21 protein-coding genes and 2 pseudogenes are annotated in these 23884 nt (G+C 73.1%); 18 read left to right on the plus strand and 5 right to left on the minus strand.

Going from position 1 to position 23884, the window contains the following annotated elements:
• Window positions 1–53: 53 nt before the first annotated feature.
• On the plus strand, window positions 54–647 hold the full coding sequence (locus ACME2J_RS00620) for a TetR/AcrR family transcriptional regulator (protein ID WP_495542917.1): 594 nt from the start codon (window positions 54–56) through the stop codon (window positions 645–647).
• Window positions 648–700: 53 nt separating this feature from the next.
• On the opposite strand, the gene ACME2J_RS00625 is transcribed toward ACME2J_RS00620, so the two are convergent.
• Genes ACME2J_RS00625 through ACME2J_RS00635 form a run of 3 tightly spaced genes read right to left on the minus strand, consistent with a single transcriptional unit; the run spans window position 701 to window position 3718 of the window.
• On the minus strand, window positions 701–1546 hold the full coding sequence (locus ACME2J_RS00625) for an alpha/beta fold hydrolase (protein WP_495542918.1): 846 nt from the start codon (window positions 1544–1546) through the stop codon (window positions 701–703).
• 28 nt (window positions 1547–1574) lie between these two features.
• Window positions 1575–2678, minus strand: a complete 1104-nt coding sequence (locus ACME2J_RS00630; RefSeq protein ID WP_495542919.1) for an LLM class flavin-dependent oxidoreductase — start codon at window positions 2676–2678, stop codon at window positions 1575–1577.
• A complete protein-coding gene (locus ACME2J_RS00635; RefSeq protein ID WP_495542920.1) occupies window positions 2675–3718 on the minus strand; it encodes an LLM class flavin-dependent oxidoreductase in 1044 nt (347 codons plus the stop codon). The genes ACME2J_RS00630 and ACME2J_RS00635 overlap by 4 nt, the downstream gene beginning before the upstream one ends.
• A gap of 173 nt (window positions 3719–3891) precedes the next feature.
• Here ACME2J_RS00635 and ACME2J_RS00640 point away from each other — a divergent pair, with 173 nt between their 5' ends.
• From ACME2J_RS00640 to ACME2J_RS00680, 9 genes and pseudogenes are all read left to right on the plus strand, one after another.
• Complete coding sequence (locus ACME2J_RS00640; RefSeq protein WP_495542921.1) at window positions 3892–4704, plus strand: SDR family NAD(P)-dependent oxidoreductase; 813 nt, start codon at window positions 3892–3894, stop codon at window positions 4702–4704.
• Between the two features lie 59 nt (window positions 4705–4763).
• A complete protein-coding gene (locus ACME2J_RS00645) occupies window positions 4764–5972 on the plus strand; it encodes an LLM class flavin-dependent oxidoreductase (RefSeq protein WP_495542922.1) in 1209 nt (402 codons plus the stop codon).
• 275 nt (window positions 5973–6247) lie between these two features.
• Window positions 6248–7492 carry an ABC transporter substrate-binding protein gene (locus ACME2J_RS00650; protein WP_495542923.1) on the plus strand — a complete coding sequence of 415 codons (1245 nt, stop codon included), beginning with the start codon at window positions 6248–6250 and terminating at the stop codon, window positions 7490–7492.
• A 96-nt stretch (window positions 7493–7588) separates the two neighbouring features.
• Entirely contained in the window at window positions 7589–8074 is a 486-nt protein-coding gene (locus ACME2J_RS00655) for a nuclear transport factor 2 family protein (RefSeq protein ID WP_495542924.1), read from the plus strand.
• Between the two features lie 33 nt (window positions 8075–8107).
• On the plus strand, window positions 8108–11095 hold the full coding sequence (locus tag ACME2J_RS00660) for an ABC transporter permease subunit (RefSeq protein WP_495542925.1): 2988 nt from the start codon (window positions 8108–8110) through the stop codon (window positions 11093–11095).
• A pseudogene (locus tag ACME2J_RS00665) lies at window positions 11092–11829 on the plus strand (ABC transporter ATP-binding protein); the annotation flags it as partial. The gene ACME2J_RS00660 and the pseudogene ACME2J_RS00665, both read left to right, overlap by 4 nt.
• A gap of 149 nt (window positions 11830–11978) precedes the next feature.
• Window positions 11979–13421, plus strand: coding sequence for an MFS transporter (locus ACME2J_RS00670; RefSeq protein ID WP_495542926.1), 1443 nt, complete (start codon window positions 11979–11981; stop codon window positions 13419–13421).
• 248 nt (window positions 13422–13669) lie between these two features.
• Entirely contained in the window at window positions 13670–15568 is a 1899-nt protein-coding gene (locus tag ACME2J_RS00675; RefSeq protein ID WP_495542927.1) for a helix-turn-helix domain-containing protein, read from the plus strand.
• A gap of 76 nt (window positions 15569–15644) precedes the next feature.
• Window positions 15645–16406 carry an SDR family NAD(P)-dependent oxidoreductase gene (locus tag ACME2J_RS00680; RefSeq protein WP_495542928.1) on the plus strand — a complete coding sequence of 254 codons (762 nt, stop codon included), beginning with the start codon at window positions 15645–15647 and terminating at the stop codon, window positions 16404–16406.
• 65 nt (window positions 16407–16471) lie between these two features.
• On the opposite strand, the gene ACME2J_RS00685 is transcribed toward ACME2J_RS00680, so the two are convergent.
• The gene (locus ACME2J_RS00685; RefSeq protein ID WP_495542929.1) at window positions 16472–17626 is read right to left on the minus strand and encodes a flavin reductase; all 1155 of its coding nucleotides are present in this window, start codon (window positions 17624–17626) and stop codon (window positions 16472–16474) included.
• A gap of 129 nt (window positions 17627–17755) precedes the next feature.
• Between ACME2J_RS00685 and ACME2J_RS00690 the strand changes: the two genes are divergently transcribed.
• On the plus strand, window positions 17756–18523 hold the full coding sequence (locus ACME2J_RS00690) for a crotonase/enoyl-CoA hydratase family protein (RefSeq protein ID WP_495542930.1): 768 nt from the start codon (window positions 17756–17758) through the stop codon (window positions 18521–18523).
• A gap of 19 nt (window positions 18524–18542) precedes the next feature.
• On the opposite strand, the gene mftR is transcribed toward ACME2J_RS00690, so the two are convergent.
• A complete protein-coding gene (gene mftR, locus ACME2J_RS00695; protein WP_495542931.1) occupies window positions 18543–19160 on the minus strand; it encodes a mycofactocin system transcriptional regulator MftR in 618 nt (205 codons plus the stop codon).
• An 80-nt stretch (window positions 19161–19240) separates the two neighbouring features.
• Between mftR and mftA the strand changes: the two genes are divergently transcribed.
• From mftA to ACME2J_RS00730, 7 genes and pseudogenes are all read left to right on the plus strand, one after another.
• Window positions 19241–19417 (plus strand): mycofactocin precursor MftA, encoded by a 177-nt coding sequence (gene mftA, locus ACME2J_RS00700; protein WP_495542932.1) that lies wholly within the window; start codon window positions 19241–19243, stop codon window positions 19415–19417.
• Between the two features lie 14 nt (window positions 19418–19431).
• A complete protein-coding gene (gene mftB / locus ACME2J_RS00705; protein ID WP_495542933.1) occupies window positions 19432–19719 on the plus strand; it encodes a mycofactocin biosynthesis chaperone MftB in 288 nt (95 codons plus the stop codon).
• Window positions 19716–20891: a mycofactocin radical SAM maturase gene (gene mftC / locus ACME2J_RS00710; protein WP_495542934.1), complete on the plus strand. Its 1176-nt coding sequence runs from the start codon at window positions 19716–19718 to the stop codon at window positions 20889–20891. The genes mftB and mftC overlap by 4 nt, the downstream gene beginning before the upstream one ends.
• Window positions 20875–22113: a pre-mycofactocin synthase MftD gene (gene mftD / locus ACME2J_RS00715; protein ID WP_495542935.1), complete on the plus strand. Its 1239-nt coding sequence runs from the start codon at window positions 20875–20877 to the stop codon at window positions 22111–22113. The genes mftC and mftD overlap by 17 nt, the downstream gene beginning before the upstream one ends.
• Window positions 22110–22805: a mycofactocin biosynthesis peptidyl-dipeptidase MftE gene (gene mftE, locus ACME2J_RS00720; protein ID WP_495542936.1), complete on the plus strand. Its 696-nt coding sequence runs from the start codon at window positions 22110–22112 to the stop codon at window positions 22803–22805. Before mftD ends, mftE begins: the two co-directional genes overlap by 4 nt.
• Window positions 22802–23575 (plus strand): mycofactocin-coupled SDR family oxidoreductase, encoded by a 774-nt coding sequence (locus ACME2J_RS00725; protein WP_495542937.1) that lies wholly within the window; start codon window positions 22802–22804, stop codon window positions 23573–23575. Before mftE ends, ACME2J_RS00725 begins: the two co-directional genes overlap by 4 nt.
• Window positions 23572–23884 (plus strand): annotated as a pseudogene (locus tag ACME2J_RS00730) (mycofactocin biosynthesis glycosyltransferase MftF); the annotation flags it as partial. The gene ACME2J_RS00725 and the pseudogene ACME2J_RS00730, both read left to right, overlap by 4 nt.

Below are 23884 nucleotides of genomic sequence, written 5' to 3' on the forward strand. Positions count from 1 at the left end.
TTTCCTTATTTCGACCGACCGGTCGGACGAACCATATACATAGAATGCCGACGATGCCCACCGAGACCGACGACAGGCACCTCGCGCGCAGGCAGGAGGTCCTCGCCACCGCAGCGGCCCTCTACGCCGAGCGCGGCTATCGGGCGACGTCGATGAACGACCTCGCCCGGAGCGTCGGCCTCTCCAAGCCGGCGCTCTACCACTACGTCTCGAACAAGGAGCAGGTCCTCTCCGAGCTCTACTCCGAAGTGCTCCTCGACAACACGGCCGCCGTCCGGGAGATCGAGGCGGCGGGCGGCGCGGCGATCGACGCCCTCCGCGCGGTGATCGTCCAGCGCGTGGCGTACACGTGCGAGAACCAGGCGCTGCTCACCGTGTTCTTCCAGGAGGAGAACCACCTGCCGGCCCCCGAGCTCACGCGCGTGCTCGACGCCCGCCGGGCGTACGACGACGCCGTCCTCGCGATCGTCGAGAGGGCGGTCGACGAGGGCGCGCTCGACCTCACCGTCCCCGCGCGGCTCTACGTCAACACGGTCCTGGGAGCGGCGAACTGGGCCTACCGCTGGTACGACCCCCAGGGGCGCCTCGCGCCGCACGAGCTCGGCGAGCACGTCGCGGCGGCGCTCCTCGACACGCGCCCCGGCTGACGAGACTCACGACAGGAGTGAGTCTCGTCAGCGAAGGGGGCGCGAGGGGAGGGTCAGGACCCGACCGTCACCGAGCCGTTGCCGGCCGGCGCGCCGCTGGCGGCGGCGACGAAGTCGAGGAGCTCCTTGTTGAAGCGCTCACGCTCCTCGAGGAACGGCGCGTGCCCGGACTCGCCGAACTCGACGAGGCGCCCGGCGGGGAGGAGGTCCGCGCAGACGTCCGCGATCGCCGGATCGACGACCGCGTCGTGCGCGCCCTTGCAGATGAGCGCAGGGACCTTGATCGTCGGGAGGAGCTCCCGGTGGTCGATCGTCCCGAGGTCGGCGAGGCCGCCGTCGGCGCGGGGGCTCGTCTCCATGAACATCTGCCACATCCACTCGATGGTCGCGGCGCCCTGGGGCTGGTGGCAGACCCCCTCGGTGAGCCCGTGCAGGAACTCCGGCCGCGTGTCGCGCAGCGCGGTGAGGGTCTGCTCCATCACCTCGGCGGTCCCGCCGTGGGGGAAGCCGTCGGCCTGCGTGTAGCGCGGGGTCGGCGGGCCGACGAGCACGAGGCCGCCGATCCGGTCGCCGAGCGTCCCGGCCGCCTCGGCGACGACCGCCGCACCGAAGGACCAGCCGAGCAGGACCGGGCGGCGGACGCCGGTGTGCTCGACGAGCCGCGCGACGTCGGCCGCGTTCGCCTTCGTCGTCACGTCGTCGAAGTCCTTGTCGGACCGCCCGCAGCAGCGGTGGTCCATGACGACGACCTCGTGCCCCGCCTCGAGCAGGATCGGGAGCGTGAGGTCCCAGATGCGGCCGGTCATGCCCCAGCCGTGGACGAGGACCACGGGCGGGCCGCCGCCCCGGTGGTGCTCGTAGTAGATGCTGCGTCCGGCGTCGACGTCGAGTCGTGCCATGTCGTGCCTCCTCCTGGTGGGTGGTCGTCTACGCGGTGTGCGGCGCGGGCAGCGCCGTCGCGGGGAACGGGGCGCGCTCGCTGAAGCGCGGCATGACCTCGCGGGCGAAGATGTCCATCGAGTCCATGACCTTGCGGTGCTCGAGCCCGCCGATCCGGAACCAGCAGCTGATGCGGTTGATCCCGGCGTCGTCGCGGACCTCCTCGATCCGCCGGACCGCGGTCTCGGCGTCCCCGAGGACGACGACGCCCATCTCCTGCAGCTGCTCGATCGGGAAGCCGCCGGCCTGCTCGTAGGCGGCCGCCATCTCGGCGTAGGCCTCGTAGGTGCGCGGGACCTTCGCCCCGTGGGGCACGAGGTCCATCACCTTGTCGAAGTACCAGCCGAACGCGTCGCGCGTGCGGTCCTTCGCGAGCTGCTCGGTCTCGGCGAGGTGCACCTGCCAGTTCATCGGGAACTCGATGGACCGCGGGTCGCGCCCGTGCTCGACGAGCCGCCGCTTGGCGTCCACGACGAACGCCTTCAGCTCGGGCAGCGCCATGAGCGTCGGGGTGACGAGCAGGTTGTAGCCCTTGTCGGCGACGAGCCCGAAGGTCTCCGGGCTGATCGCCGCGACGTAGATCGGCGGGTGCGGCTTCTGCAGCGGCCGCGGGTGCAGCCGGGCGTGCGGGATCTGGTAGTAGGTCCCGTCGTAGGAGAACTCGTCCTCGGTCCACAGCCCGGTGATGACCTCCAGCGACTCCTGGAAGACGTCCCGGCTCACCGCCTGGCGATCGGCGAGGCCGAGCATCTCGAACTCGTGCGGCTGATAGCCGCGGCCGACGCCGTAGTCGAGGCGCCCGCCCGACAGGACGTCGAGCATCGCGTAGTCCTCCGCCATCCGCACCGGGTTGTTGAACGGCAGGATGTTCACCGCGATCCCGATGCGGATGAACTTCGTCCGCTGCGCGACGGCCGCGCCCATGACCGCCGCGCTGGGCATGCTCCCGTAGGACGAGCCGTGGTGCTCGGCGAGCCACACGGTGTCGAACCCGAGGTGCTCGGCGTACTCGATCTGCTCGAGCATCTCGTCGTATGCCCGCTTGAAGTCGTCGTCGGGCGACTCGCAGACGAAGAAGACGCCGAACTTCATGAGGTCGCGGCGGGAGCGCGCAGCTCCTCGACGACCTTCGGGGCGACCTCGCGCATGAAGTACTCCATCCGGGCCGACCCGCTCTCCACGGGCTCGCCGGGGAGCTGGGCCCAGAAGTACACGTCCTTGATCTGCGGGCGCTCGCGCAGGAGCGTGACGAGCTCGCGGACCGCCGTCGGGCCGTCCCAGAGCTGGAAGGCTCCGCCGGCGACGAGGGCGTCGGCATCGGGGAAGCGCGGGGTCTCGTCCGGCGGGCCGAACGCGCCCCAGCCGATGTACTCGTTGATCTGGTAGAGAGCGTGCTCGCCGATGCGGGCCCACGTGGCCTCGGGGTCCTCGTCGATGATGACCCACTGCCCGGCGTGGATGGCCGCCTGCGCAGGGTCCTTGCCCAGCCGCTCGAGGGCCTCGAGGTACTCCGGCTGGTGCGCGTTCTGGGTGCTGAGGAACCCGTCGCCCAGGCGCGCGGCCCGCTCGATGGCGGCGCCCTGCATGGCGCCGATGAGCAGCTTCGGGCGGTGCTCGGGGACGGGGGCCACGGTGACGTCGGGGTAGCGGAACCGCTTGCCCTCCATCTCGAGGCTCTCCCCGCTCCAGGCGCGGCGCAGGATCTCGCAGCCCTCCTCCATGAGGCTCGGGCGGTGCGAGACCTTCCGGCCGAAGGTGTCGAACTCGATCTGGCGGTAGCCGATGCCGACGCCGAGGTCGAACCGCCCGCCGCTGAGGATCGACAGCGTCGCCGCGTCCTCGGCGAGCCGGATCGGGTCGTGCAGGGGGAGCAGCATGAGGCTCGTGCTCATGCGCATCTCGGTCGTCCGCTCGGCGATCGCGGCGGCGATGACGAGCGGCGACGGCGTGTACCCGTCGTCGACGAAATGGTGCTCGGTCAGCCAGACCGAGCGGTACCCGAGCTCCTCGGCCCAGGCGATCTGATCCAGCGACTCTCTGTAGAACGACTCGAACGGGCGCGCCCACTGCGCGGGGTTGCGGAAGTCGTACCAGAGCCCGAACCGCACGGGGCTCTCAGCGAGCGATCCCACGGCCATCACCTCTCCTCTCTCGGACGGCAGCTGCACGACGACCGTACCCCGGCTCCTCGGCCGTGCGCGACCGGTTGCGCACGGTGAGGTCGTGGAGAACTCCAAACGGCCTCCGGGACGGTCGCCGGTGCACCCGTACAGTCGCCGGGACCACATCGAGGAGGACGGAACCGATGAAGCTCGTGGGACGCAACGCGCTGGTGACCGGTGGAGGACGCGGCATCGGGAAGGCGATCACCGCCGACCTGCTGCGCCGCGGCGCGACGGTGACCGTGCTGGAGATCGAGCCCGCGCACGCGACCGCCGCGCAGGACGAGCTGGCCGAGCCGTCGGACGGCGGCGCCCGGCTCGCCTTCTCCGTCGGCTCGGTGGCGATCGCGGACGACGTCGAGGCGGCGTTCGCGCTCGCGCACGACCGGTTCGGCCCCGTGGACATGCTCGTCAACAACGCCGGCACCGCGGCGATGGCGCCCGTCGTCGACATGACCGAGGAGGACTGGGATCTCATCGTCGACTCGTGCATGAAGGGCACCTTCCTGTGCACCCGGGCCTACGCGCGGCAGGCGATCGACGCCGGCGTGGAGGGGGCGATCGTCAACATCTCGTCGCTCAACGCGATCGACGCGACGGACGGCCTCGGGCACTACTGCGCCGCGAAGGCCGGGGTGTCGCAGTTCACCAAGGTCTGCGCCGGCGAGCTCGGGCGCCACGGCATCCGCGTCAACGCGATCGCGCCCGGAACGACGCGCACCCCGCTGAGCGAGGGCTTCACGATCGGGCGCATGGGCGAGGAGTTCCTCGCCCGCGTCGTCATCGGCAAGGAGCCCCGCCACGGCGAGCCGCAGGACATCGCCGACGCCGCCGCGTTCCTCTTGAGCGACCTGTCGGGTCGCATCACCGGCGTGACGATCCCCGTCGACGGAGGCACGCACGTGCGGGGCCTCTTCTCGTACTGGGACGTCGCCGTCCAAGAGGGACTGGTCTAGGCGCGGCGCGTCAACTTCCGTACCGTTCGGTACAACCGCCCCCGAGAGAGGAGAGCAGCATGAGATTCGGCGTCTTCACCATGCCGGAGCATTTCCCGTGGGACCAGCAGACGCTGTCGTTCCAGCGGGACATCGACGAGATGGTCCTGGCCGAGAAGCTCGGCTTCGACGAGTACTGGATCGGCGAGCACCACTCCGGCTGGTACGAGAACGTGCCCGTCCCCGAGTACATGATCGCCAAGGCCTCGGCGCTGACCCATCGCATCAAGCTCGCGACCGGCGTCATCAACCTGCCCTACCACGACCCCTTCCAGGTCGCCGAGCGGATGGCCTTCCTCGACCACCTCACCCACGGGCGCCTCATCTACGGCTTCGGCGCCGGGGGCCTGCCCACCGACTGGGCGCTGCACAACATGGACGGCGAGGTGATGCGCCCGAGGATGCGCGAGTCGCTCGAGATCATTCAGCGCCTCACCGACGCCCGCGAGCCGATCAGCTACGCGGGGCAGTTCTGGCAGGGGCAGGACCGCGAGATCCAGGTCCGCCCGTACAAGGGCCGCCGCCCCGAGTTCGCGCTGGCCGGTCTCACCGGGTCGAGCAGCTTCGAGCTCGCCGGCACGCACGGGTGGGGCGCGCTCAGCGTGCACTTCACGCCCCCGAAGTTCGACAACAACCCGAGCTTCGTGGACCTCGAGGGCCACGCCGCGGCGCTCGAGGCGAGCGCTCGGGCCGCCGGGCGCGACCCGGTCGAGGCCCGGCGCTCCTGGCGACTCGTCCGCGAGTGCTTCGTCGCCGAGGACCGCGAGGACGCCGTCCGGCAGATCCGCGCAGGCGTCAAGAAGTCCTACGACTACCTCATCTCGCTCGGGCTCGGCCCGCTCATGAAGCTCGACGAGGCGATGGACGACAGCGAGCTGACGCTCGACTGGATGATCGACCACGGCTGGTGGCTCGTCGGCTCCCCCGACGACGTCGTCGCGCGCGTCAAGGAGCTCTACGAGCGCCTCGGCGGCTTCGGGACGCTCGTGCTCAACTCCCGCGACTGGGGCACGACCGACACGATGGGCCGTTCGCTGGAGATGTTCGCGCGCTACTGCATGCCCGCGCTCGAGGGCCTCGAGGTCGGCCGGCCCACGAGGCCGTCGATGGTCGAGCGCCAGGAGGTGTGGGAGGCCCGCATCGCCGCCGCGGCGCAGGAGGCCGCCGAGCAGGAGGCCGCCGAGCAGGCGGCCGCCGCGCCGGTGGCCGAGCCGGCCGCCGCCGACTGACCCGCTGCCGCGCGGCCTCGCGTCCGCGCACCGCTCCCCCTCACACGGCCGCCCGGGACTCCCGGGCGGCCGTCGTTCGTCCACTGGCCGGATCGACGACCCCCGTGGCTCTGTGGGTCTCCACAACGCAGCGCGAGGGGTGGACCGCGCGGTCCACCGGGCGATCCTAATGTCGCCTCACTGTGTCGTTCGCCGAGAGCCCGAGGGCGCTCGGCAGGAGAGGAGGATGTGTGGTGAGGCTGCATCGGAGGTCAGGGCGGCGGAGGTCGCTCCCAATGGTCACGGCGACCGTCTTCGTCGCCGCAGCGTTCGGCGTCGCAGCGTGCGGCGACGATGACGAGGACGAGGGCGGCGGCGGCGGCGGTCAGGCCGCGCAGCAGTCCAACGAGCCGCTGGTCATCGCGAACCTCGAGGGTCCTGCCGCCGACGGCGGCCCGGACTTCACGACGGGCATGAAGGTGGCCCAGAAGCAGATCAACGACGCCGGCGGCGTGAACGGTCGGATGATCGAGATCAAGACGTTCAAGAAGGGCCTGACGCCTCAGGAGGCCGTGCAGGCCTACCGCGAGGCGGCCAGCGACGACAGCGTCATGGTCGCGTGGCTCGGCGGCGGCGGCGGCAACTCCGTGAAGCCGCAGTCCGATCGAGTCGGGCTCCCGTTCTTCAGCGCCAACGGAAGGACGGACTTCTACGAGCCGCCCGCCCCGTACGCGTTCTCGCTCAGCCTCGGCGGTGAGTACGCGACCTCGGCGCTGAACTACACGATCAAGCAGAACCCGGACGTCAAGCGCATCGGCGTCCTGCACTTCGAGACGGACTTCTCGAACGGCCTGACTCCCGCCCTGAAGGAGCGGTGCGAGGAGCTCGGGTGCGAGATCGTGGCAGAGGAGACGGGCGCCATCGACGCGTCGGTCGACGGGCTCATCCCGCAGCTGACGAACCTCAGGAACGCCAACGCGGACGCCTACTACATCGAGTGCCTGAACCCGAACGCCCACCGCGCGGCGGTGCAGCTCGGCATGGACAACAAGCCGCGCATGTGCGAGCAGTGGCAGGCCGTGCCGGCGATCGCGACCGCGGCCGGTGAGGCGGCGACAGACGTCGTCTTCGGCGGCCACAAGTGCGTCGGCTTCGAAGAGGTCGACGAGGGCGACCCGACGCGGGCGTGGTGCTCGGAGTACGTGGACGCCTGGAAGAAGATGTTCCCCGACCAGTTCGAGACGTTCTCGAACTACTCCGTGTACGGCCACGACGCCGTGACGATCTTCGCCGACGCCGCGAAGCGGCTGATGGACGACGACGCGGAGGTCACACGCGACAGCCTGCGCGAGCAGCTCGAGCAGTACGACGAGGAGAAGGGCCTGCGGACGAGCCACGGCATCGTCACCAGCGGTCCTGACGACCACCTGCTGACGGGCACCTGGAAGGAGGGTTACGTGAACTACGTGTCCGCCTTCGAGGGTGACGAGCTCCAGTACAAGCTCGCCCCGAACGCGGACCCGACCGGCGCCGAGCCGTAGGCCGGCGACCCTAGCCGCACCCGGCGCCGGGGACCGCGGTCCCCGGCGCCGGGCCGGCGCACCACCCACCCCGACGCCCGGACGACTGGAGAGGGAATGAGCACCGAGACGAACGCAGGGGCAGACCTGCGGACCCTGGCCGACCGCCAGGAGATCACCGACCTTCTGAGCCGCTACGCGCTCGCGCTGGACAGCCACGACTGGGACGCGCTGCGCACCGACGTCTTCTGCGCCGACGCCGTCGCCGACTTCCTCGAGCTCGGCGGGGTCAACGAGGGCATCGACGCGATCGTCGGGCTCATCAGCAGCGTCCTGACCGGCCTCGACTCGAGCCAGCACCTCATCGGCAGCCCGCTCGTCGAGCTCGACGGCGACACGGCCACCTCGCGCTGCTACCTGCAGGCGCAGCACGTCTTCAAGGGCGCCCCCGGCGGCGACCACTACCTCGTCGGCGGCACCTACGTCGACCGCCACGTCCGCACGCGCGACGGCTGGCGCATCAAGCACCGCACGCTCCACGCGTCGTGGATGGACGGCAACCCCGAGGTCTTCACGGCCGCGGCGGAGCGGATGAAGGCCTAGGGCACCACAGCGGACCCCTCACAGCGAGCGATCATGGAAGACCTCACCCAGTACGTGTTCTCCGGCCTCTCGGTCGGCTGCATCTACGCCATCGTGGCGCTGGCGCTCGTCATCGTCGCCAACGTCACCGGCGTCTTCAACTTCGCCACCGGCGAGTACGTGATGGTCGGCGGGATGGTCACGGCCGTCACCGCCGCCGACGGCTGGCCGCTGGCGCTGACGGTCGTGGCGGCGATGGTCGCCGTCGCGGGCGTCGCGCTCGCGCAGGAGCGACTCACGGTCGCGCCCGTGCGCGGCAAGGTCGGCGTGCTGGGCCTCGTCATCGCGAGCCTCGGCGTCGGCGTCGCGCTGCGCGGCGCGGCGCTGCTCCTCTGGGACGAGGACCCGCGGCGCTCGCCCCCCTTCGAGGAGGGCATCTTCGAGATCCTCGGCGCGAGCCTCCGCGAGCAGGTGAAGTGGATCTACCTCGCGACCGCCATCGCTCTGCTGATCGTCACCGTGCTGTTCAAGCGCACGGACGTCGGCCGCGCGATGCGCGCGAGCGCGATCAACCCGATCGCCGCGCGGCTCACGGGCATCCGCATCGGCACCACGTCCATGGCGGCGTTCGTCCTCGCCGGCGCGCTCTGCGGGCTCGTCGCCTCCGTCTCGGTCTCGCTCACCCTCGTGCGCTGGGACAGCGGCGTGACGATCGGGCTCATCGGGTTCATCGCCGCGGCGCTCGCCGGCTTCGACAACCCGGTCAAGGCGGTCGCCTTCGGCCTCGGACTCGGCGTCCTCGAAGCGGTGTCCGCCGGCTACATCTCGTCCGACTACCGCCAGGCGATCGTCTACGGCACGCTCATCGTCTACCTCGTCGCACGTGACTTCTACGGCGACGAGGGCGTCATCTCGCGGGCGATCAAGACGCGGCGGGCCGCCGACGCCGGGTCGCGGGACGATCCGGAGCTGCGCGAGCGGATCCGCGAGCGCGTCCACGCCCTCGAGCAGCGGGTGCGTGCGCAGACGCTCGGTCACACCGAGGTGCCGCGCGGCGCCCGGCTGCGGCAGCTCATCGGCCGCAAGCCATCGCTGGTGATGCTCCTGCCGGTCGTGCTGCTCGGCCTCGCGGCGTTCTACCCGACGACGACCGACGACATCGGCCAGCTCGACACGGCGGTCTTCATCCTCCTGTCGGCGATGGCGGCGACCGGCCTGGGGCTCGTCATGGGCCTCACGAACCAGTTCAGCCTCGGCCAGGCGGCGTTCCTGCTGCTGAGCGGCTACATGTCGGCGATCCTCACCGCCGACCACGGCTGGAACCCGATCGCCGCGCTCGTCGTCGCCGTGGCGGCGACGGTCGCGATGGGCTACCTCGTCGGGTACCTCACGCTCCGGCTCGAGGGGCTCAACCTCGCCCTCGCGACGCTCGCGATCCTCGTCATCGGGCTCGTCTTCGTCGCCAAGCAGGACGACCTCACGGGCGGCAACCAGGGCGTCCAGGGCGTGTCGCCGCTCGAGATCTTCGGGACGACGATCCAGGATCCCAAGGAGTACTTCCTCGTCTGCCTCGGCGTGCTCGCCGTGATGCTGCTCATCGCGCGCAACGTGTGGACGTCGCGCATGGGTCGCTCGCTGCGGGCGGTCGGCCTCGACCAGGAGGCGGCGGAGAGCATCGGGCTGCAGGCCGACCGCCTGAAGCTCAAGGTGTTCGTGCTCGGCGCCGGCATGGCCGGCGTGTCCGGCGTGCTGTGGGCCTACTACCTGCAGTTCGCCTCGCCGGACACCTGGAGCGTGAAGCTCACGATCGACCTCGTCACCTACGTCATCGTCGGCGGGGTCATCTCGCCCTTCGGCGCGGCGGTCGGCGCCGTCGTGGTCGGCGGGATGCAGTACTGGGTGCGCGAGAACGTCGGCGGCGGCCTCGGAGCCGACTCGTCGACCTGGGAGATCCTCATCACCGGCGTCCTCCTCGTGCTCTTCGTCCTCGTCTTCCGCGACGGCCTCGTCGCGATCCCGCGCATGATCGCCGGACGGGTGTCCGCGCTGCGCGAGACCCTGGGTGCCCGAGGTCGCCCGTCCCCCGAGGCGGCGGCGGCCGAGGCGGAGCCCGGGTCCCTCGCGGTGCCCGCACACGACGGATCCGTCGCGCTCGACGCCCCACCCGGCGCCGAGGCCGGTGGGGGATCCGCGGAGCCCGCGGAGGACGCGGCGCTCGCGGGCTCGCAGAACGGCGCGTGGTCGATGGACGTCCCCGAGCCGCTGCGCGACGAGACGCCGTTCGTCGTCGTCGACGGGCTCACGAAGCAGTTCGGCAACCTCATCGCCGTCAACGGCGTGTCGTTCACCCTGCGTCCCGGCTACGTCACGGCGATGATCGGCCCCAACGGCGCCGGCAAGTCGACCGTCATCAACATGGTGTCGGGCACGCTGCTGCCCACCGAGGGGGCGATGGGCGTGCTCGGCCGGCCGGTCGTCGGCTCGCGGCCGCAGGACATCGCCCGCCTCGGGCTCGCGCGGACCTTCCAGACCCCGCGCCTGTTCGACGGCATGACCGTCCTCGAGACCGTGATGCTCGCCCGTGACCGCTTCGGCAGCCGCGCGTGGCTCACCGGAGCGGCGCTGCGGACCCCGCGGGCGCTGCGTGACGAGGTCGAGTCGCGCGAGCAGGCTCTCGCGTGGCTGGACTTCGTCGGCCTCGCCGCCGACGCCGACACCCTCGCGGTGTCGCTGACGACCGGCAAGCAGCGCATGGCCGAGCTCGCGCGCGCTCTCGCGACCGAGCCGAGCGTGCTGCTGCTCGACGAGCCGGCGGCCGGCCTGGACGGCGGCGAGACGCGCGTGCTGGCCCGGACGATCCGGGCCATCGCGGACGCCGGCATCGCGGTGCTGCTGGTCGAGCACGACATGGGCATGGTGATGTCGATCGCCGACCAGATCGTCGTGCTGGAGGAGGGCAAGAAGATCTGCGAGGGCGCGCCCGAGGAGGTCTGCAACGACAAGGCAGTCATCGACGCCTACCTGGGAGTGGTGCACGCATGAGCACGGAAACAGCAGAGGTGCGGGCGGCGACCGAGCCCGCCCTGCGCATCGACGGCATCACGAGCGGCTACGGCGGCGTCACGGTGCTCCGCGACGTCTCGCTGGACGTCCGGCCCGGAGAGATCGTCGCGATCCTCGGAGCCAACGGAGCGGGCAAGACGACGCTGCTGAAGACCGTCGTCGGGCTGCTGCACCCGAGCGCCGGGAGCATCGAGGCGAGCGGCGAGGACATCACCGGGAGCTCGCCCGAGGCGATCACCCGGCGACAGGTCGTCCTCGTCCCCGAGGGACGTCAGCTCTTCGACACGATGACCGTGCGCGAGAACCTCATCCTCGGCGGCTACACGCAGCCCAAGGCCAACCGCGAGGAGGATCTCGCCCGGGTCTTCGAGCTGTTCCCGATCCTCAGCGAGCGGCTCGGGCAGAGGGCGTCGAGCCTCAGCGGCGGCCAGCGCCAGATGGTGGCGCTCGGCCGCGCGCTCATGGCACGACCGACGCTCCTCCTGCTCGACGAGCCGTCGCTCGGCCTCGCGCCGCTCGTCATCAAGGAGACCTTCGAGACGCTCGAGCACCTCCGCGACAGCGGGGTGACGATCCTCATCGTCGAGCAGAACGCGATGATGACCCTCGAGCTCGCCGACCGCGGATACGTCATCGAGCGCGGACGAGTGGCGATGCAGGGTCGCGCGGACGAGCTCGCCGCCGACCCGCGCGTCCGCGAGGCGTACCTCGGCATCGAGGCCGGCTCGGCGGCACGCAAGGCTGCTGCCGACAGCGGGCACGACGGGAGCCGGCGCGGCGCCGGCCCCTCGTCCCCGGGTGGCGGTCGGCCCGCCGGCGGGGGCACGGTGTCGCACGCCGAGACGCCGACGCGCTGAGCCGGATGGGCCCCCGCGGACCCACGGCCGCCCGGCCGTCCGGCCGCGGCGGGCGGCGGGCCGCACCGGTCGGCGCGGTGCTCGGCGTCCTGCTCGTGGCGGCCCTGTCGTTCTCGATCGCGCAGACGGCCGTCATCGCGGGCGTCCCCGAGATCGCGCGGGAGCTCGACGCCTCGACCTCCGCTGCGGCGTGGGCGGTGACCGGCTACCTGCTGTCGGCGTCGGTGGCCACGCCGCTGGCGGGGAAGCTCGGCGACCTCTACGGCAAGGGACGCGTCCTCGGCTGGGTCCTCCTCGTGTTCAGCGCCGGCTGCGCGATCAGCGCGCTCGCCCAGAGCATCGAGGTCCTCGTCGCGGGGCGCCTCCTGCAGGGCGTCGCGGGCGGGGCCTTCCCGCTCGCGTTCGGGATCGCGAGCGACGAGCTCCCACCGGAGCGGCGGTCGTGGGGCATCGGCCTCGTCGCCGCCATGTTCGGCGCGGGCGCCTCCGCCGGGTTCCCGCTCGCCGGCCTGCTCACGGAGGCCGGCGGCCTCCCGTGGGTCTTCTGGGCGCTCCTGCTGCTCGCCCTCCCGGGCGCCGTGGCGGCGTGGACGGTCGTGCCGCCCTCGCCGGCCCGTGACCGGGGCGGCATCGACCTGCTGGGGGCGACGGTGCTCGCGACGGGACTGGGCGCGGTCCTGCTCGGCGTCTCCCAGGCGGGCACGTGGGGCCTCGACTCCGCCGGGACGCTGGCGTGCCTGGTGGTCGGCGGTCTGCTGCTCGTCGCGTTCCTCCCGATCGAGCGGCGCACCTCCCACCCGCTCGTCGACGTCGATCTGCTCGCCCGGCGCCCGGTGCTGGCGACGAACGTGAGCGCGCTGCTCGCCGGGCTGTCGATGTTCAGCGGCTTCGTCCTCGTGCCGCAGCTCGCCCAGGCTCCCACCGCGACCGGGTACGGCCTCGGCCTCACGCTCCTCGAGGCGGGGCTCCTCATGGTCCCCGGAGCCGCGGGGATGCTCCTCGCGGGACCGTTCTCCGGAGTGCTCGGGGAGCGCGTGGGCTTCCGCGCCGTGCTCGCCACGGGGATGGCGCTCGCCGTCGCGGCGTTCGGCGTGCTCGCGGTCGCGCACGGGAGCATCCTCCTCGTCCTCGCCGGAGTGAGCCTGCTCGGGCTCGGCATCGCCTGCGCCTTCACCGCCGTGTCGGTGCTCGTCGTCGCCGCCGTCCCGCAGGGCGACATCGGCATCGCCACCGGCATCACGACGATCATGCGGACGGTCGGCGGCTCGCTGGGAGCGGCGGTCGCGACGGCGATCCTCGCCGCCGACCGCATCGCCGGCTCCGCGCGTCCCGCCGAAGGCGCCTACGTCGCGGCCTTCGCCGTCTCGGGGGCGGTCGCGCTCGCCGGCCTGGCGGCGGCCGCGTGGGTGCCGGGACCCGGGACCACGACCGCGGCCGCGGCCGCGTGACACCGGAAAGGAGAAGTCATCGACATGACGCACTTGCGCCAGAAGCAGACCGATCGGTACAGTCGGTGTGTCGCTGTGGAACGCCCCAAAGGCATGGCCGCCGGTGATGCGTCCACGGAAGGCGACAAAGGGCCGGCGTTCCCGGTGGAGGAGCCATGAGCGCCGGTCGGGTCACCCGCAAGGAAGGTGCTCATGATGCTCCGCACGAGGGTCCGGCAGGCGTTCCAGGGGCGGGCGGGAGCATGACGATGTCGCTGCGGACGACGGCGGCGGGCACGGACGTGGCCCAGAGGCGGCGCCCCCCCGGCTACCCGGAGGTCGTGGCGGCCTTCGGCGAGGTGGCTGCGGCCATCAACGAGCAGACCGACCTCGACCGGCTGCTGCACCTCGTCGCGGAGCGCATCTGCACGCTCCTGCGCATCCGGCGTTGCAGCGTCTACCTGCGCGACACCGCGACCGGCATGTTCCGCGGTCAGGTGGCGCACGCCGACCACGACATCGACGTCGCGATCAAGCGGCTGACGGTCGGGATCGAGGCCGACGGCTTCACCGCGGAGATCCTCCGCACCAAGGAGCCGGTGCTCATCGTCAACGCGCAGTCGGACCCGCGCCCGGTCCGCGCGGCGATGCTCGAGTGGGACGTGCGCTCGATGCTCGGCGTCCCGATGGTGCTCTCCGAGGACGTCATCGGGCTCCTGTTCCTCGACAACGAGGACGTGCCGCACGACTACACCGACGACGAGCAGGAGCTCGCGCAGACGTTCGCGAACCTCGCGGCGATCGCGATCTCGCAGGCGCAGCTCACCCGCGACCTGCGCGCCACGCTCAGCACGGCCGCCCAGCAGAACGCGATGCTGCGGCGGGCCGCGGCGCTGGAGGACCGGCTCACGAACCTCGTCCTCGAGGGCGCGAACCTCGCGGAGATCGCGGCGTCGGTGACGGAGATGACGGGCAAGCCGTGCTCGATCCACGACGCCGAGTACCGGCGGCTCGCCCACGCGGCGCCGTCGGGCGACGCCGTCCTGCCGCGCGCCTTCGACGCGGCCGCGCTCCGCGACCCGGCGGTCCGCGACGTGCTCTCGCAGCTCACCGTGCGGCGGCCGAGCGTCATCCCGCCGGTGCCCGCCGTCGGTCTGCATCAGCGCTGCCTCGTCGCGCTCGTCCGCGTCGGTGACGAGGACTGGGGATACCTGGTGCTCACCGAGCACCGCTCGCGCTTCGGCGCGCAGGACGCCATCGTCGCGCGCCGCACGGCGACGGTCATCGCGCTCGCCCTCAGCGGCAAGAAGCGCGCGGCCGAGGCCGAGTCGCACGCGATCGAGGCGCTCGCCCGCGACCTGCTCCACGCCTCGGACGACGAGGCGTCGCTCACGCGCCGCGCCGACTACCACGGCATGGCGCTGAGCGAGCCCCACCTCGTGGTCCTCCTGTCGCTCCGCGAGCAGTCGACCCATGGGGCGCTGTCGAGCGGGCGGGTGGCCGAGGCCTTCGCCCACGTCGCCCCTGGTCTCCGCGCCTGCGTCGCGGGTGTCGAGCGGGGCGCGGCGGTCATCCTCGAGCGCGCGCAGGACGTCCCCACGAGCGAAGCCATCCAGCAGTCCAAGCGACTCGTGCGCGAGGTCGTCGAGCACTTGGCGGCCGACGGGTCGGTCACGGCGGCGATCTCGACGACGTGCCGGGGCGCCGCGGACATCCCGGGGGCCTACGAGCAGGCGCGGCAGATCAGCCGCGGGATCTCGACGTTCGGCGCCGAGGGCCAGGTGCACGTCCTCGCGGCCGACGACCTGGGGGCCGGCCGGCTGCTGCTGGCGACCGCCGACCGTCGTGAGGCCGACCGCTTCGTGCGCGACACGCTCGGCGCGCTGCTCGACGCCGACGACGCCGGCACGCACGATCTCTTCGTGACGCTGCAGTCGTTCTTCGAGTGCTCGCGCAGCGCGCGTCGGTCGGCCGAGCACCTCGGCGTCCACGAGAACACGGTCCGCTACCGGCTCGCGCGCATCGAGGAGATCATCGGCCTCGACATCGCCGCCGACGGCGACGTCCAGCTCGCCGTCCAGCTCGCGCTGCTCATCCTCCGGCTCGAGGACCGCCTCGGCACCCCGGCCCCGGGGGCCGTTGTGACTTCGGCCAACCCCGGCGACTGAGGCCGCGGCCCATTCGACACCCCGTCCCTAGGGTCGTTGTCGGTCCTGAAAGCCGATACGACAAGGAGAGCAGTTGATGGGACGGTTCGACGGCAAGGTGGCGATCATCAGCGGCGGCGTGCAGGGCATCGGCCAGGCGTGCTGCCGGCGGCTCGCCTCGGAGGGCGCCAAGGTGGTCATCGCCGACCTCCAGGACGACCCGACGACGCTCGACGGCATCAAGGGTGACGGCGGCGAAGGGCATCAGATCCAGATGGACGTGCGCAAGCGCGAGGACTGGAACCGCACGGTGAAGGAGGCGATCGACACCTACGGCAAGGTCGACTTCCTCGGCAACGTCGCCGGCGTCGTGAACATGAAGTCCGAGGACTCCGTCGTCGGACTCACCGACGAGGGCTGGGACTTCGTCATCGACACCGACCTGCGCGGCGTCTGGCTCGGCATGCAGGCCGTCATCCCGCACATGCAGGAGCAGGGCGGTGGCCGGATCGTGAACATCTCCAGCCTTGCGGCCCTCAAGGGCCTCGAGAACCTCGCGTCGTACTCGGCGGCGAAGGCCGGCGTCATCGGGCTCACCCAGCAGGCGGCGCTCAACTACGCCCCCGACAACATCCTCGTCAACGCGATCTGCCCGGGCACGATCGACACGCCGATCCTCGCCGACATCACGCCCGAGATGAAGAAGCAGAACGAGAACTCGCACATGATCAAGCGGCTCGGGCGCCCGGAGGAGATCGCCGGGAAGATGGCCTACTTCTTCTCCGAGGACGGGAGCTTCTCGACCGGCCTCCACGAGTGCGTCGACGGCGGCTGGTCCGTCAACGGCCGCAACTACTGACGGAGGAGGCGCGGGGACGGCGGCCCCGGCCGCCGTCCCGGGCCGCCGGCCCGGGCCGCGGCGGATCAGATGCTGCCGCCGGCCTCGGCGATCATCTCGTCGACCACCTCGATCGCGTGGTCGGCGTGCTCGCGCAGCGCGCGCTTGGCCACCGCCGCGTCGCCCGCCGCGAGGCCGTCGACGACCTCGACGAGGTACGCGGGGGAGAGGTGCCGCCCCCGCAGGAGCCGGCCCCAGATCGCGTCGATGCGCAGGCGCCGGTACACGTCGATGAGGGTCTGGTTGCCGGCGAGCGCGATGAACGTCGCGTGGAACTTGCGGCCCGACGAGCGCAGCAGCTGGTAGTCCGGCGGGTCCTGGGCGACGGCTTCGCAGGCCATCTGCGCGTGACGGCGCAGGTCGGCGAGGGTCCCCTCGTCCACATGGCCGGCGAGCTGGTCGGCGACGGCCATCTCGATCATGCACCGGGCCTCGATCGCGTCGCGCGCCATCCTCGCGTCGAGTGGCCGCACGATGAACCCGCGGTCCGGGTCGCGCTCGACGAGCCCGTCGCCCATGAGCTTCGTGAGGGCGTACTGGATGCGGTGTCGGTCCACCTCGAACTCGTCGGCGAGGTCCTCGACCGAGAGCGTCTCGCCCGGGCCGAGCGTGCGGCTCATGACGAGGCGGCGCAGCTGCTGGTAGGCGGCCTCCTGGGCCGCGTCCTCGAAGCGGCCGAAGCGCCCGCGGAAGTACGTGAGCGGGCTGCCCTCCGTCGCACTCGCGTGCTCGACGTGCGACAGGAAGACGGTGTGCGTGCCGCCCGTCGCCGTCTCCGCCACGCGGCACTCCAGGTGCCCGAGCGCGCGTGCGAGGCGGGGCAGGCCGGACGGCCCGCGCTGCACCTCGACGTCCGCGAACTTGTCGGGGTCCTTCGTCGCGAAGTGCTTGGCGAGCCCGGCCTGGTCCTCGCCGAGGATGTTGACGACGAAGCGGCCGGTCTCGGAGATCGCCTGGCCGGTCTCGCTCGTGCGGTTCATGCAGATGAGGAGCATCGGCGGATCCATCGACAGCGAGGACACCGCGCTCGCCGTCGTTCCGAGGTCGCGGTCGCCCAGCCGGGTGCTGATGATCGTCACCCCGCTGGCGAAGCGCCCGATGACGTCCCTGAAGACCGCCTGGTCGACGGGCGACGCGCCCGTTCCCGCGCTCTCGGCGGCCGCTGTGTCCCTCGCTGCCATCTCATGATGATCCTGCCCGGATGCCGTGTGCTCCACCCGGCTGCGGAGGGGCGCGGTTGGAGAGGCCCACAGACGGCGGGCCCGCCTCTCGCGCTGCGCCGCCTGCGTGGCGCGAGGGTCGGGCGAGCCATGACCCCCGTCCGCTTCGAGCGTCACGGCGCCTGCGCCGTGCTGACCATCGACCGCCCCGAGGCGCGGAACGCGATCGACCCAGCGGTCGCGCGCGGCATCGAGGCGGCGATCGACGACCTGGAGGCCGACGGCGACCTCCGCGCGGGCGTCCTCACCGGCGTCGCGCCCGTGTTCTGCGCCGGGGCGGACCTGCGGGCGGTCGGCGAGGGCCGCGGCGCCGAGCTCTCGACGGAGCGCGGCGGCTTCGGCGGGCTCGTCCGGCGGCAGCGCACGAAGCCGCTCGTCGCGGCGGTCGACGGCCCGGCGCTCGCGGGCGGCATGGAGCTCGTCCTCGCCTGCGACATCGCGGTGGCGTCGACCCGCGCCTCCTTCGGGCTGCCCGAGGTCCGCCGCGGGCTCGTCGCCGCCGCGGGCGGCCTCGTCCACCTCGGCCGCCTGCTGCCCAAGGCCGTGGCGCTGGAGGTCGTGCTCACCGGCGCGCCGCTCGACGCGGAGGCCGCCCACCGCCACGGCCTCGTCACGCGACTGTGCGAGCCGGGCGAGGCGCTCGGCACGGCGCTCGAGGTCGCCGGGTCGATCGCGGCGAACGCCCCGGTCGCGGTGCGCCTCTCCCGGGAGGTGCTGCTCGCCGCCGCCGACATCGACGAGGACGAGGCCTGGGCTCGCAGCGACGCCGCGAACGCCGAGGTGCTGGCGACCGAGGACGTGCAGGAGGGCGTGCGGGCGTTCCTCGAGAAGCGCCCGCCGGCGTGGCGAGGCCGCTGAGCGCCGCGGTCCTGCGGCGTCAGGCGACCGCGGCGGCCAAGGGCCCGTCGGCGAACCCCTCGGCGAGCAGGCGGAACGCGGCGTCGAGCGCGGCGAGGAGGTCGACGTCCTCGTGGTCGATCCAGTGGCGGTAGGTCGCCATCGCGGTGCCGAGCGCGGCATCCGCGACGACCTGCGGCACGTGGGCGTGGGCGCCGGTGCCGAGGCGCTCGGCGACGAACGCCGCCACGGCCTCCCGCCACTCGCCGTGGCGCAGCATCGCGTGCCCCTGGAGCGCCGGGACCGTCGTGATGAGCGACAGCCGGACGCGCAGCTCCGGCATCTCGTCCTCGCCGTAGTCGTTGAACGCGACGACCGCCTCGCGCAGGACGTCCATCACCGGGCGCGCGGGGTCGGCGGCCGCCAGGCGCGCTCGCAGGCCGTCGAGATGCTCGCGGAACTCCCCCCAGACGAGGTCGTTCTTCGACGCGTAGTAGCGGAACAGCGTCCGCCGGCTCACGCCGACGGCGGCCGCGACGTCGTCGAGCGTCGTCGACTCGAAGCCCCGCTCGGCGAAGAGCGCGAGAGCGACGCGCTGGATCTCGTGCCGCGAGGTCCTGCGCGGCCGGCCGGGGCGGACGTTGGGGGATTCGCTCAAAGCGTCGTCTCTCGTTCTGGCACCGGGTGTCGGAAGGCGGTACCCCTTCCTCACCGCCCACCGCGAGACCGGAGGACAGCATGCCCCACCCGACCAGCTCCGTGCCCGTCGACGAGGATCTCGCCGTCTGCGCGACCGCGCCGACGCCCGAGCCCGACCTCGTCCCGATCGCCGGCGTGACGCCCGCCGACGAGCTCGTGGTCGACGACCTCCTCGTCGAGGACGTCTCGATCGACGGCATGTGCGGCGTCTACTAGAGGGCCGCGCTCGCATGACCCCTGCGACCTCCGTCGACCTCGAGGCTCCCTGGACGCTGCACCCGCAGGTCGCGCTGCGCCCGGAGCCCTTCGGCGCGCTCGCCTACCACTTCGGGACCCGCCGCCTGAGCTTCCTGAAGTCGCGACTGCTGCTCGACGTCGTCCGCGCCCTCTCCGAGCATCCCTCGGCCCGCGACGCCTGCCGGTCGGCCGGTGTCCCCGACGCCGAGCTCGGGCGCTACGAGCACGCGCTCGCCACCCTCGCGGACACAGGGATGATCGCGCGACGGGAGCCGGCATGAGCGCCGCGGCCGCCCCGGTCGGGCGTCTCGTCGACCATTTCGAGACCGGTCTCGAGGCGCCGATCTGCCTCACGTGGGAGCTGACCTACGCCTGCAACCTCGCCTGCGTGCACTGCCTGTCGAGCTCCGGCCGCCGGGACCCGCGCGAGCTGACCACCGAGGAGTGCCTCGCGGTCGTCGACGAGCTCGAGCGGATGCAGGTGTTCTACGTCAACATCGGGGGCGGCGAGCCGACCGTGCGCCGGGACTTCTGGGAGCTCGTCGACTACGCGGTCGCCCACCGCGTCGGCGTGAAGTTCTCGACGAACGGCAGCCGCATCACGCCGGACGCCGCGCGGCGCCTGGCGGCGGCGGACTACGTGGACGTCCAGGTGTCCGTCGACGGCGCGACCGCGGAGGTCAACGACCGCGTGCGCGGCTCCGGCTCCCACGCGATGGCCGTCGCGGCGCTCGAGCGGCTGGCCGAGGCGGGCTTCCGGCAGCCGAAGCTCTCCGTCGTCCTCACGCGGGAGAACGCCGGCCAGCTCGACGGGCTCAAGGCGCTCGCCGACCGCTACGGGGCCCAGCTGCGACTCACCCGCCTGCGGCCCTCGGGCCGGGGCGCCGACGTCTGGGACGCGCTGCACCCGACGGCAGCCCAGCAGCGCGAGGTCCACGCGTGGCTCCTCGACCACGGCGAGGAGGTGCTCACGGGGGACTCGTTCTTCCACCTCGCCGCCTACGGGGAGTCGCTGCCCGGCCTCGGCATGTGCGGCGCGGGTCGCGTCGTGTGCCTCATCGACCCGGTCGGAGACGTCTACGCCTGTCCCTTCGCGATCCACGAGGAGTTCCGCGCCGGCAACGTGCGCGAGCCGGGCGGCTTCACGCGCGTGTGGCGCTCGTCGGAGCTCTTCGACGAGCTGCGCGGGCCGCAGGCGGCCGGCGCCTGCGCGAGCTGCGGGTTCTACGACAGCTGCCGCGGCGGCTGCATGGCGGCGAAGTTCTTCACCGGCCTCCCGCTGGACGGCCCGGACCCCGAGTGCGCGCTCGGCCACGGCGAGGAGCTGCTCGCCGTGCGCCAGTCGACGCCCCCGCGCCCGTCGGTGGACCGGTCCCGCAGGCGGCCGCCGGATCGCGCCTGCGACGAGGATCCGCTGGCGGACTACTGGAGGACACATGGCGAGCACGAGTGAGTGGTTCGAGTCCGTCGCCGAAGCGCAGCGGCGCGCGCAGGCGCGGCTGCCGCGGTCCGTCTACCTCGCGCTCCTCGCGGGCGCCGAGCGGGGGCTGACGCTCAGCGACAACGTCGCCGCGTTCACCGAGGTCGGCCTCCTGCCGCGCATCGCGACGGGGCTGCCGGCGCAGCGCGGCCTCGCCACGACCGTGCTCGGGCACGAGCTCGCGCTGCCGGTGATCATCTCGCCGACGGGCGTCCAGGCCGTCCACCCGGACGGCGAGGTGCCGGTCGCGCGCGCGGCGGACGCCGCGGGGACGGCGATGGGGCTGAGCTCGTTCGCGAGCCGACCCGTCGAGGAGGTCGTGGAGGCCAACCCGCGGACGCTCTTCCAGATGTACTGGATGGGCAGCCGCGAGCGGATGGCCGCGGTGATGGAGCGCGCGCGGCAGGCGGGTGCGCAGGGGCTCATCGTGACGCTCGACTGGACGTTCGCGCACCGGCGCGACTGGGGGAGTCCGGCGATCCCGCAGCGGATCGACCGTCACGCGATGGTGCAGTTCGGGCCGGAGGTCGCGCGCCGGCCGCGCTGGCTCCTCGCCTTCGCCCGCCGCGGCGCCCTTCCGGACCTCACCGTGCCGAACGTCGTGCCGCGCGGCGAGCCGGCACCCGGGTTCTTCGACGCCTACGGCGAGTGGATGGGGACGCCGCTGCCGTCGTGGGACGACGTCGCCTGGATGCGCGAGACGTGGGGCGGCCGGTTCGTCGTCAAGGGCGTCATGCATCCCGACGACGCGCGGCGGGCGGCCGAGATCGGCGCCGACGCGATCTCCGTCTCCAACCACGGCGGCAACAACGTCGACGGCTCGCCGGCGGCGCTCCGCGCGCTGCCGGGCATCGCCGAGGAGGTGGGCGACCGGGTCGAGGTGCTCTTCGACGGCGGCATCCGCCGCGGCAGCGACGTCGTGAAGGCGCTCGCCCTCGGCGCCCGGGCGGTCCTCATCGGGCGCGCGTCGCTGTGGGGTCTCGCCGCGGGCGGGGAGTCCGGCGTCGCCAACGTCCTCGAGATCCTGCGCAGCGGGATCGACGAGACCCTCGTCGGCCTCGGGCGCGCATCGATCGCGGACCTCCGCAGGGAGGACGTGCTCGTGCCCCCCGGCTTCGCGCTCGGCGGGCGGGAGCGGCCGTGGCCCGGCGCGATGGCGACCCCGCCCGCCGCGGCCGGGCGGCCGGGGCCGTGACGGACGCCACCGCGGCCTCGCAGCTCGCCGACCTCGTGTGGCCGGCGGTCGAGGCCGCGGACGACGCCGTCCTCGCCGTCCCGGTGGGGGCGGTCGAGCAGCACGGCCCCCACCTGCCGCTCTCCACGGACACCGATCTCGCGGTCGCGCTCGTCGAGGGCCTCGCCCGCCGCAGGCGCGGCGTCGTCGTCGCGCCGCCCGTGGTCTACGGCGCGAGCGGTGAGCACCAGGGGTTCCCGGGCACGATCTCCGTCGGCACCGCGGCGCTCGAGCTGCTGCTCGTCGAGCTGGGGCGGTCCGCGGCCGAGACCTTCCCCCGCCTGCTGCTGGTGAGCGCCCACGGCGGCAACCACGAGGCCGTGACCGGGGCGGCCCGACGGCTGGAGGAGGAGGGGCGCCGGGTGCTCACGTGGTCGCCGCGGTGGTCCGGCGACGCGCACGCCGGACGGAGCGAGACCTCGCTGATGCTCGCGCTCGACCCGGCGCGCGTGCGCCTCGACGAGGCCGCGGCGGGGGAGACCGCGCCGCTGGGACGCGTCCTCGGACGCCTGCGCACGGCCGGCGTCCGCGCGGTGAGCCCCAACGGCGTCCTCGGCGACCCGGCCGGCGCCTCGGCCGCCGAGGGCCGCGCGCTGCTCGCGCGGGAGACCGAGCGGCTGGCCGCCGCGCTCGACGAGTGGGGGGCGGCGTGACGCGGGTGGCGCTCGTCACCGGCGCCGCCCGCGGGATCGGCGCGGCGACCGTGCGCGGGCTCGCGGCAGCCGGGTTCGCCGTCGTCGCCGTCGACCGCGCCGCCGACGACCCGCGGCTGCCGTACGCGCTCGGCACGGCGGCCGAGCTGGAGGATCTGCGCGGGGACCTCGTGACGACCGCGGTGGTCGACGTCACCGACCGGGCCGCGCTCGGCGACGTCGTCGCGGAGGCCGAGCGGCGTCACGGCGGCCTCGACGTCGTCGTCGCCGGGGCCGGGGTGGTGGCGGGGGGGAGGCCCTTGTGGGAGATGACCGACGACGAGCTCGACGCGGTGCTCGACGTCGATCTCCACGGCGTCGTGGCGACCGCGCGCGCTGCGATCCCGGCGCTCCTGCGCCGCCCCGCGCCGCGCCAGGGACGCTTCCTCGCCGTCGCCTCGGTCGCCGCGAGCCGCGGCCTGCCGATGCTCGCGGGCTACTGCGCGGCGAAGGCCGGCGTGGTGGGACTCGTGCGGGCGCTGGCGGCCGAGCTGCGCGGCACCGGCGTGACTGCCAACGCGGTGAGCCCGGGCTCGACGCGCACGGCGATCCTCGAGGAGAGCGCACGCCTCTACGGCCTGACGGGCGCCGAGGCCTTCGCGGCCCAGCAGCCGCTGGAGCGCCTGCTCGAGCCCGAGGAGGTCGCCGCGATGCTCGTCTTCCTCGCCGGTCCCGGCGGCAGCGGCGTCACGGGCGCCGAGCTGCGGGTGGACGGGGGCCTGGCGGTGTGACCCCGCTGCCCCCCGGCCTGCCGCTCGTCCTCGACCCGCGCGCGTGGTCGGGGCCGGACGGCGTCCTCACCGGCGGCACGCCGCGCCGGGTGCTGACGCTCTCCGAGGCCGGGCGGCACGCGCTCGCGGCGCTGCGCCGCGGCGAGGATCCGGGGGAGGCCGGCCGCGTCCTCGGCCGCCGGCTCGTCGACGCGGGCCTCGCCCACCCGCGGCCGCTCCCGCAGGACGGTCCCCCCGAGGCGACGCTCGTCGTCCCCGTCCGCGACCGCCCGGAGCAGCTCGCACGGTGCCTCGCCGCCGCCGGGGCGG

The sequence above is a fragment of the Paraconexibacter sp. genome, assembly GCF_059438195.1.

What these genes read in the sequence shown, in the direction of transcription:
- ACME2J_RS00650 (WP_495542923.1), top strand. Translation starts at nt 6,248, where the DNA reads ATGGTCACGGCGACCGTCTTCGTCGCCGCAGCGTTCGGCGTCGCAGCG.
- ACME2J_RS00680 (WP_495542928.1), top strand. Translation starts at nt 15,645, where the DNA reads ATGGGACGGTTCGACGGCAAGGTGGCGATCATCAGCGGCGGCGTGCAG.
- ACME2J_RS00620 (WP_495542917.1), top strand. Translation starts at nt 54, where the DNA reads ATGCCCACCGAGACCGACGACAGGCACCTCGCGCGCAGGCAGGAGGTC.
- ACME2J_RS00655 (WP_495542924.1), top strand. Translation starts at nt 7,589, where the DNA reads ATGAGCACCGAGACGAACGCAGGGGCAGACCTGCGGACCCTGGCCGAC.
- ACME2J_RS00630 (WP_495542919.1), bottom strand. Translation starts at nt 2,678, where the DNA reads ATGAAGTTCGGCGTCTTCTTCGTCTGCGAGTCGCCCGACGACGACTTC.
- ACME2J_RS00675 (WP_495542927.1), top strand. Translation starts at nt 13,670, where the DNA reads ATGTCGCTGCGGACGACGGCGGCGGGCACGGACGTGGCCCAGAGGCGG.
- mftB (WP_495542933.1), top strand. Translation starts at nt 19,432, where the DNA reads ATGACCCCTGCGACCTCCGTCGACCTCGAGGCTCCCTGGACGCTGCAC.
- ACME2J_RS00640 (WP_495542921.1), top strand. Translation starts at nt 3,892, where the DNA reads ATGAAGCTCGTGGGACGCAACGCGCTGGTGACCGGTGGAGGACGCGGC.
- ACME2J_RS00670 (WP_495542926.1), top strand. Translation starts at nt 11,979, where the DNA reads ATGGGCCCCCGCGGACCCACGGCCGCCCGGCCGTCCGGCCGCGGCGGG.
- ACME2J_RS00685 (WP_495542929.1), bottom strand. Translation starts at nt 17,626, where the DNA reads ATGGCAGCGAGGGACACAGCGGCCGCCGAGAGCGCGGGAACGGGCGCG.
- mftD (WP_495542935.1), top strand. Translation starts at nt 20,875, where the DNA reads ATGGCGAGCACGAGTGAGTGGTTCGAGTCCGTCGCCGAAGCGCAGCGG.
- mftA (WP_495542932.1), top strand. Translation starts at nt 19,241, where the DNA reads ATGCCCCACCCGACCAGCTCCGTGCCCGTCGACGAGGATCTCGCCGTC.
- mftC (WP_495542934.1), top strand. Translation starts at nt 19,716, where the DNA reads ATGAGCGCCGCGGCCGCCCCGGTCGGGCGTCTCGTCGACCATTTCGAG.
- ACME2J_RS00625 (WP_495542918.1), bottom strand. Translation starts at nt 1,546, where the DNA reads ATGGCACGACTCGACGTCGACGCCGGACGCAGCATCTACTACGAGCAC.
- ACME2J_RS00645 (WP_495542922.1), top strand. Translation starts at nt 4,764, where the DNA reads ATGAGATTCGGCGTCTTCACCATGCCGGAGCATTTCCCGTGGGACCAG.
- ACME2J_RS00660 (WP_495542925.1), top strand. Translation starts at nt 8,108, where the DNA reads ATGGAAGACCTCACCCAGTACGTGTTCTCCGGCCTCTCGGTCGGCTGC.
- ACME2J_RS00690 (WP_495542930.1), top strand. Translation starts at nt 17,756, where the DNA reads ATGACCCCCGTCCGCTTCGAGCGTCACGGCGCCTGCGCCGTGCTGACC.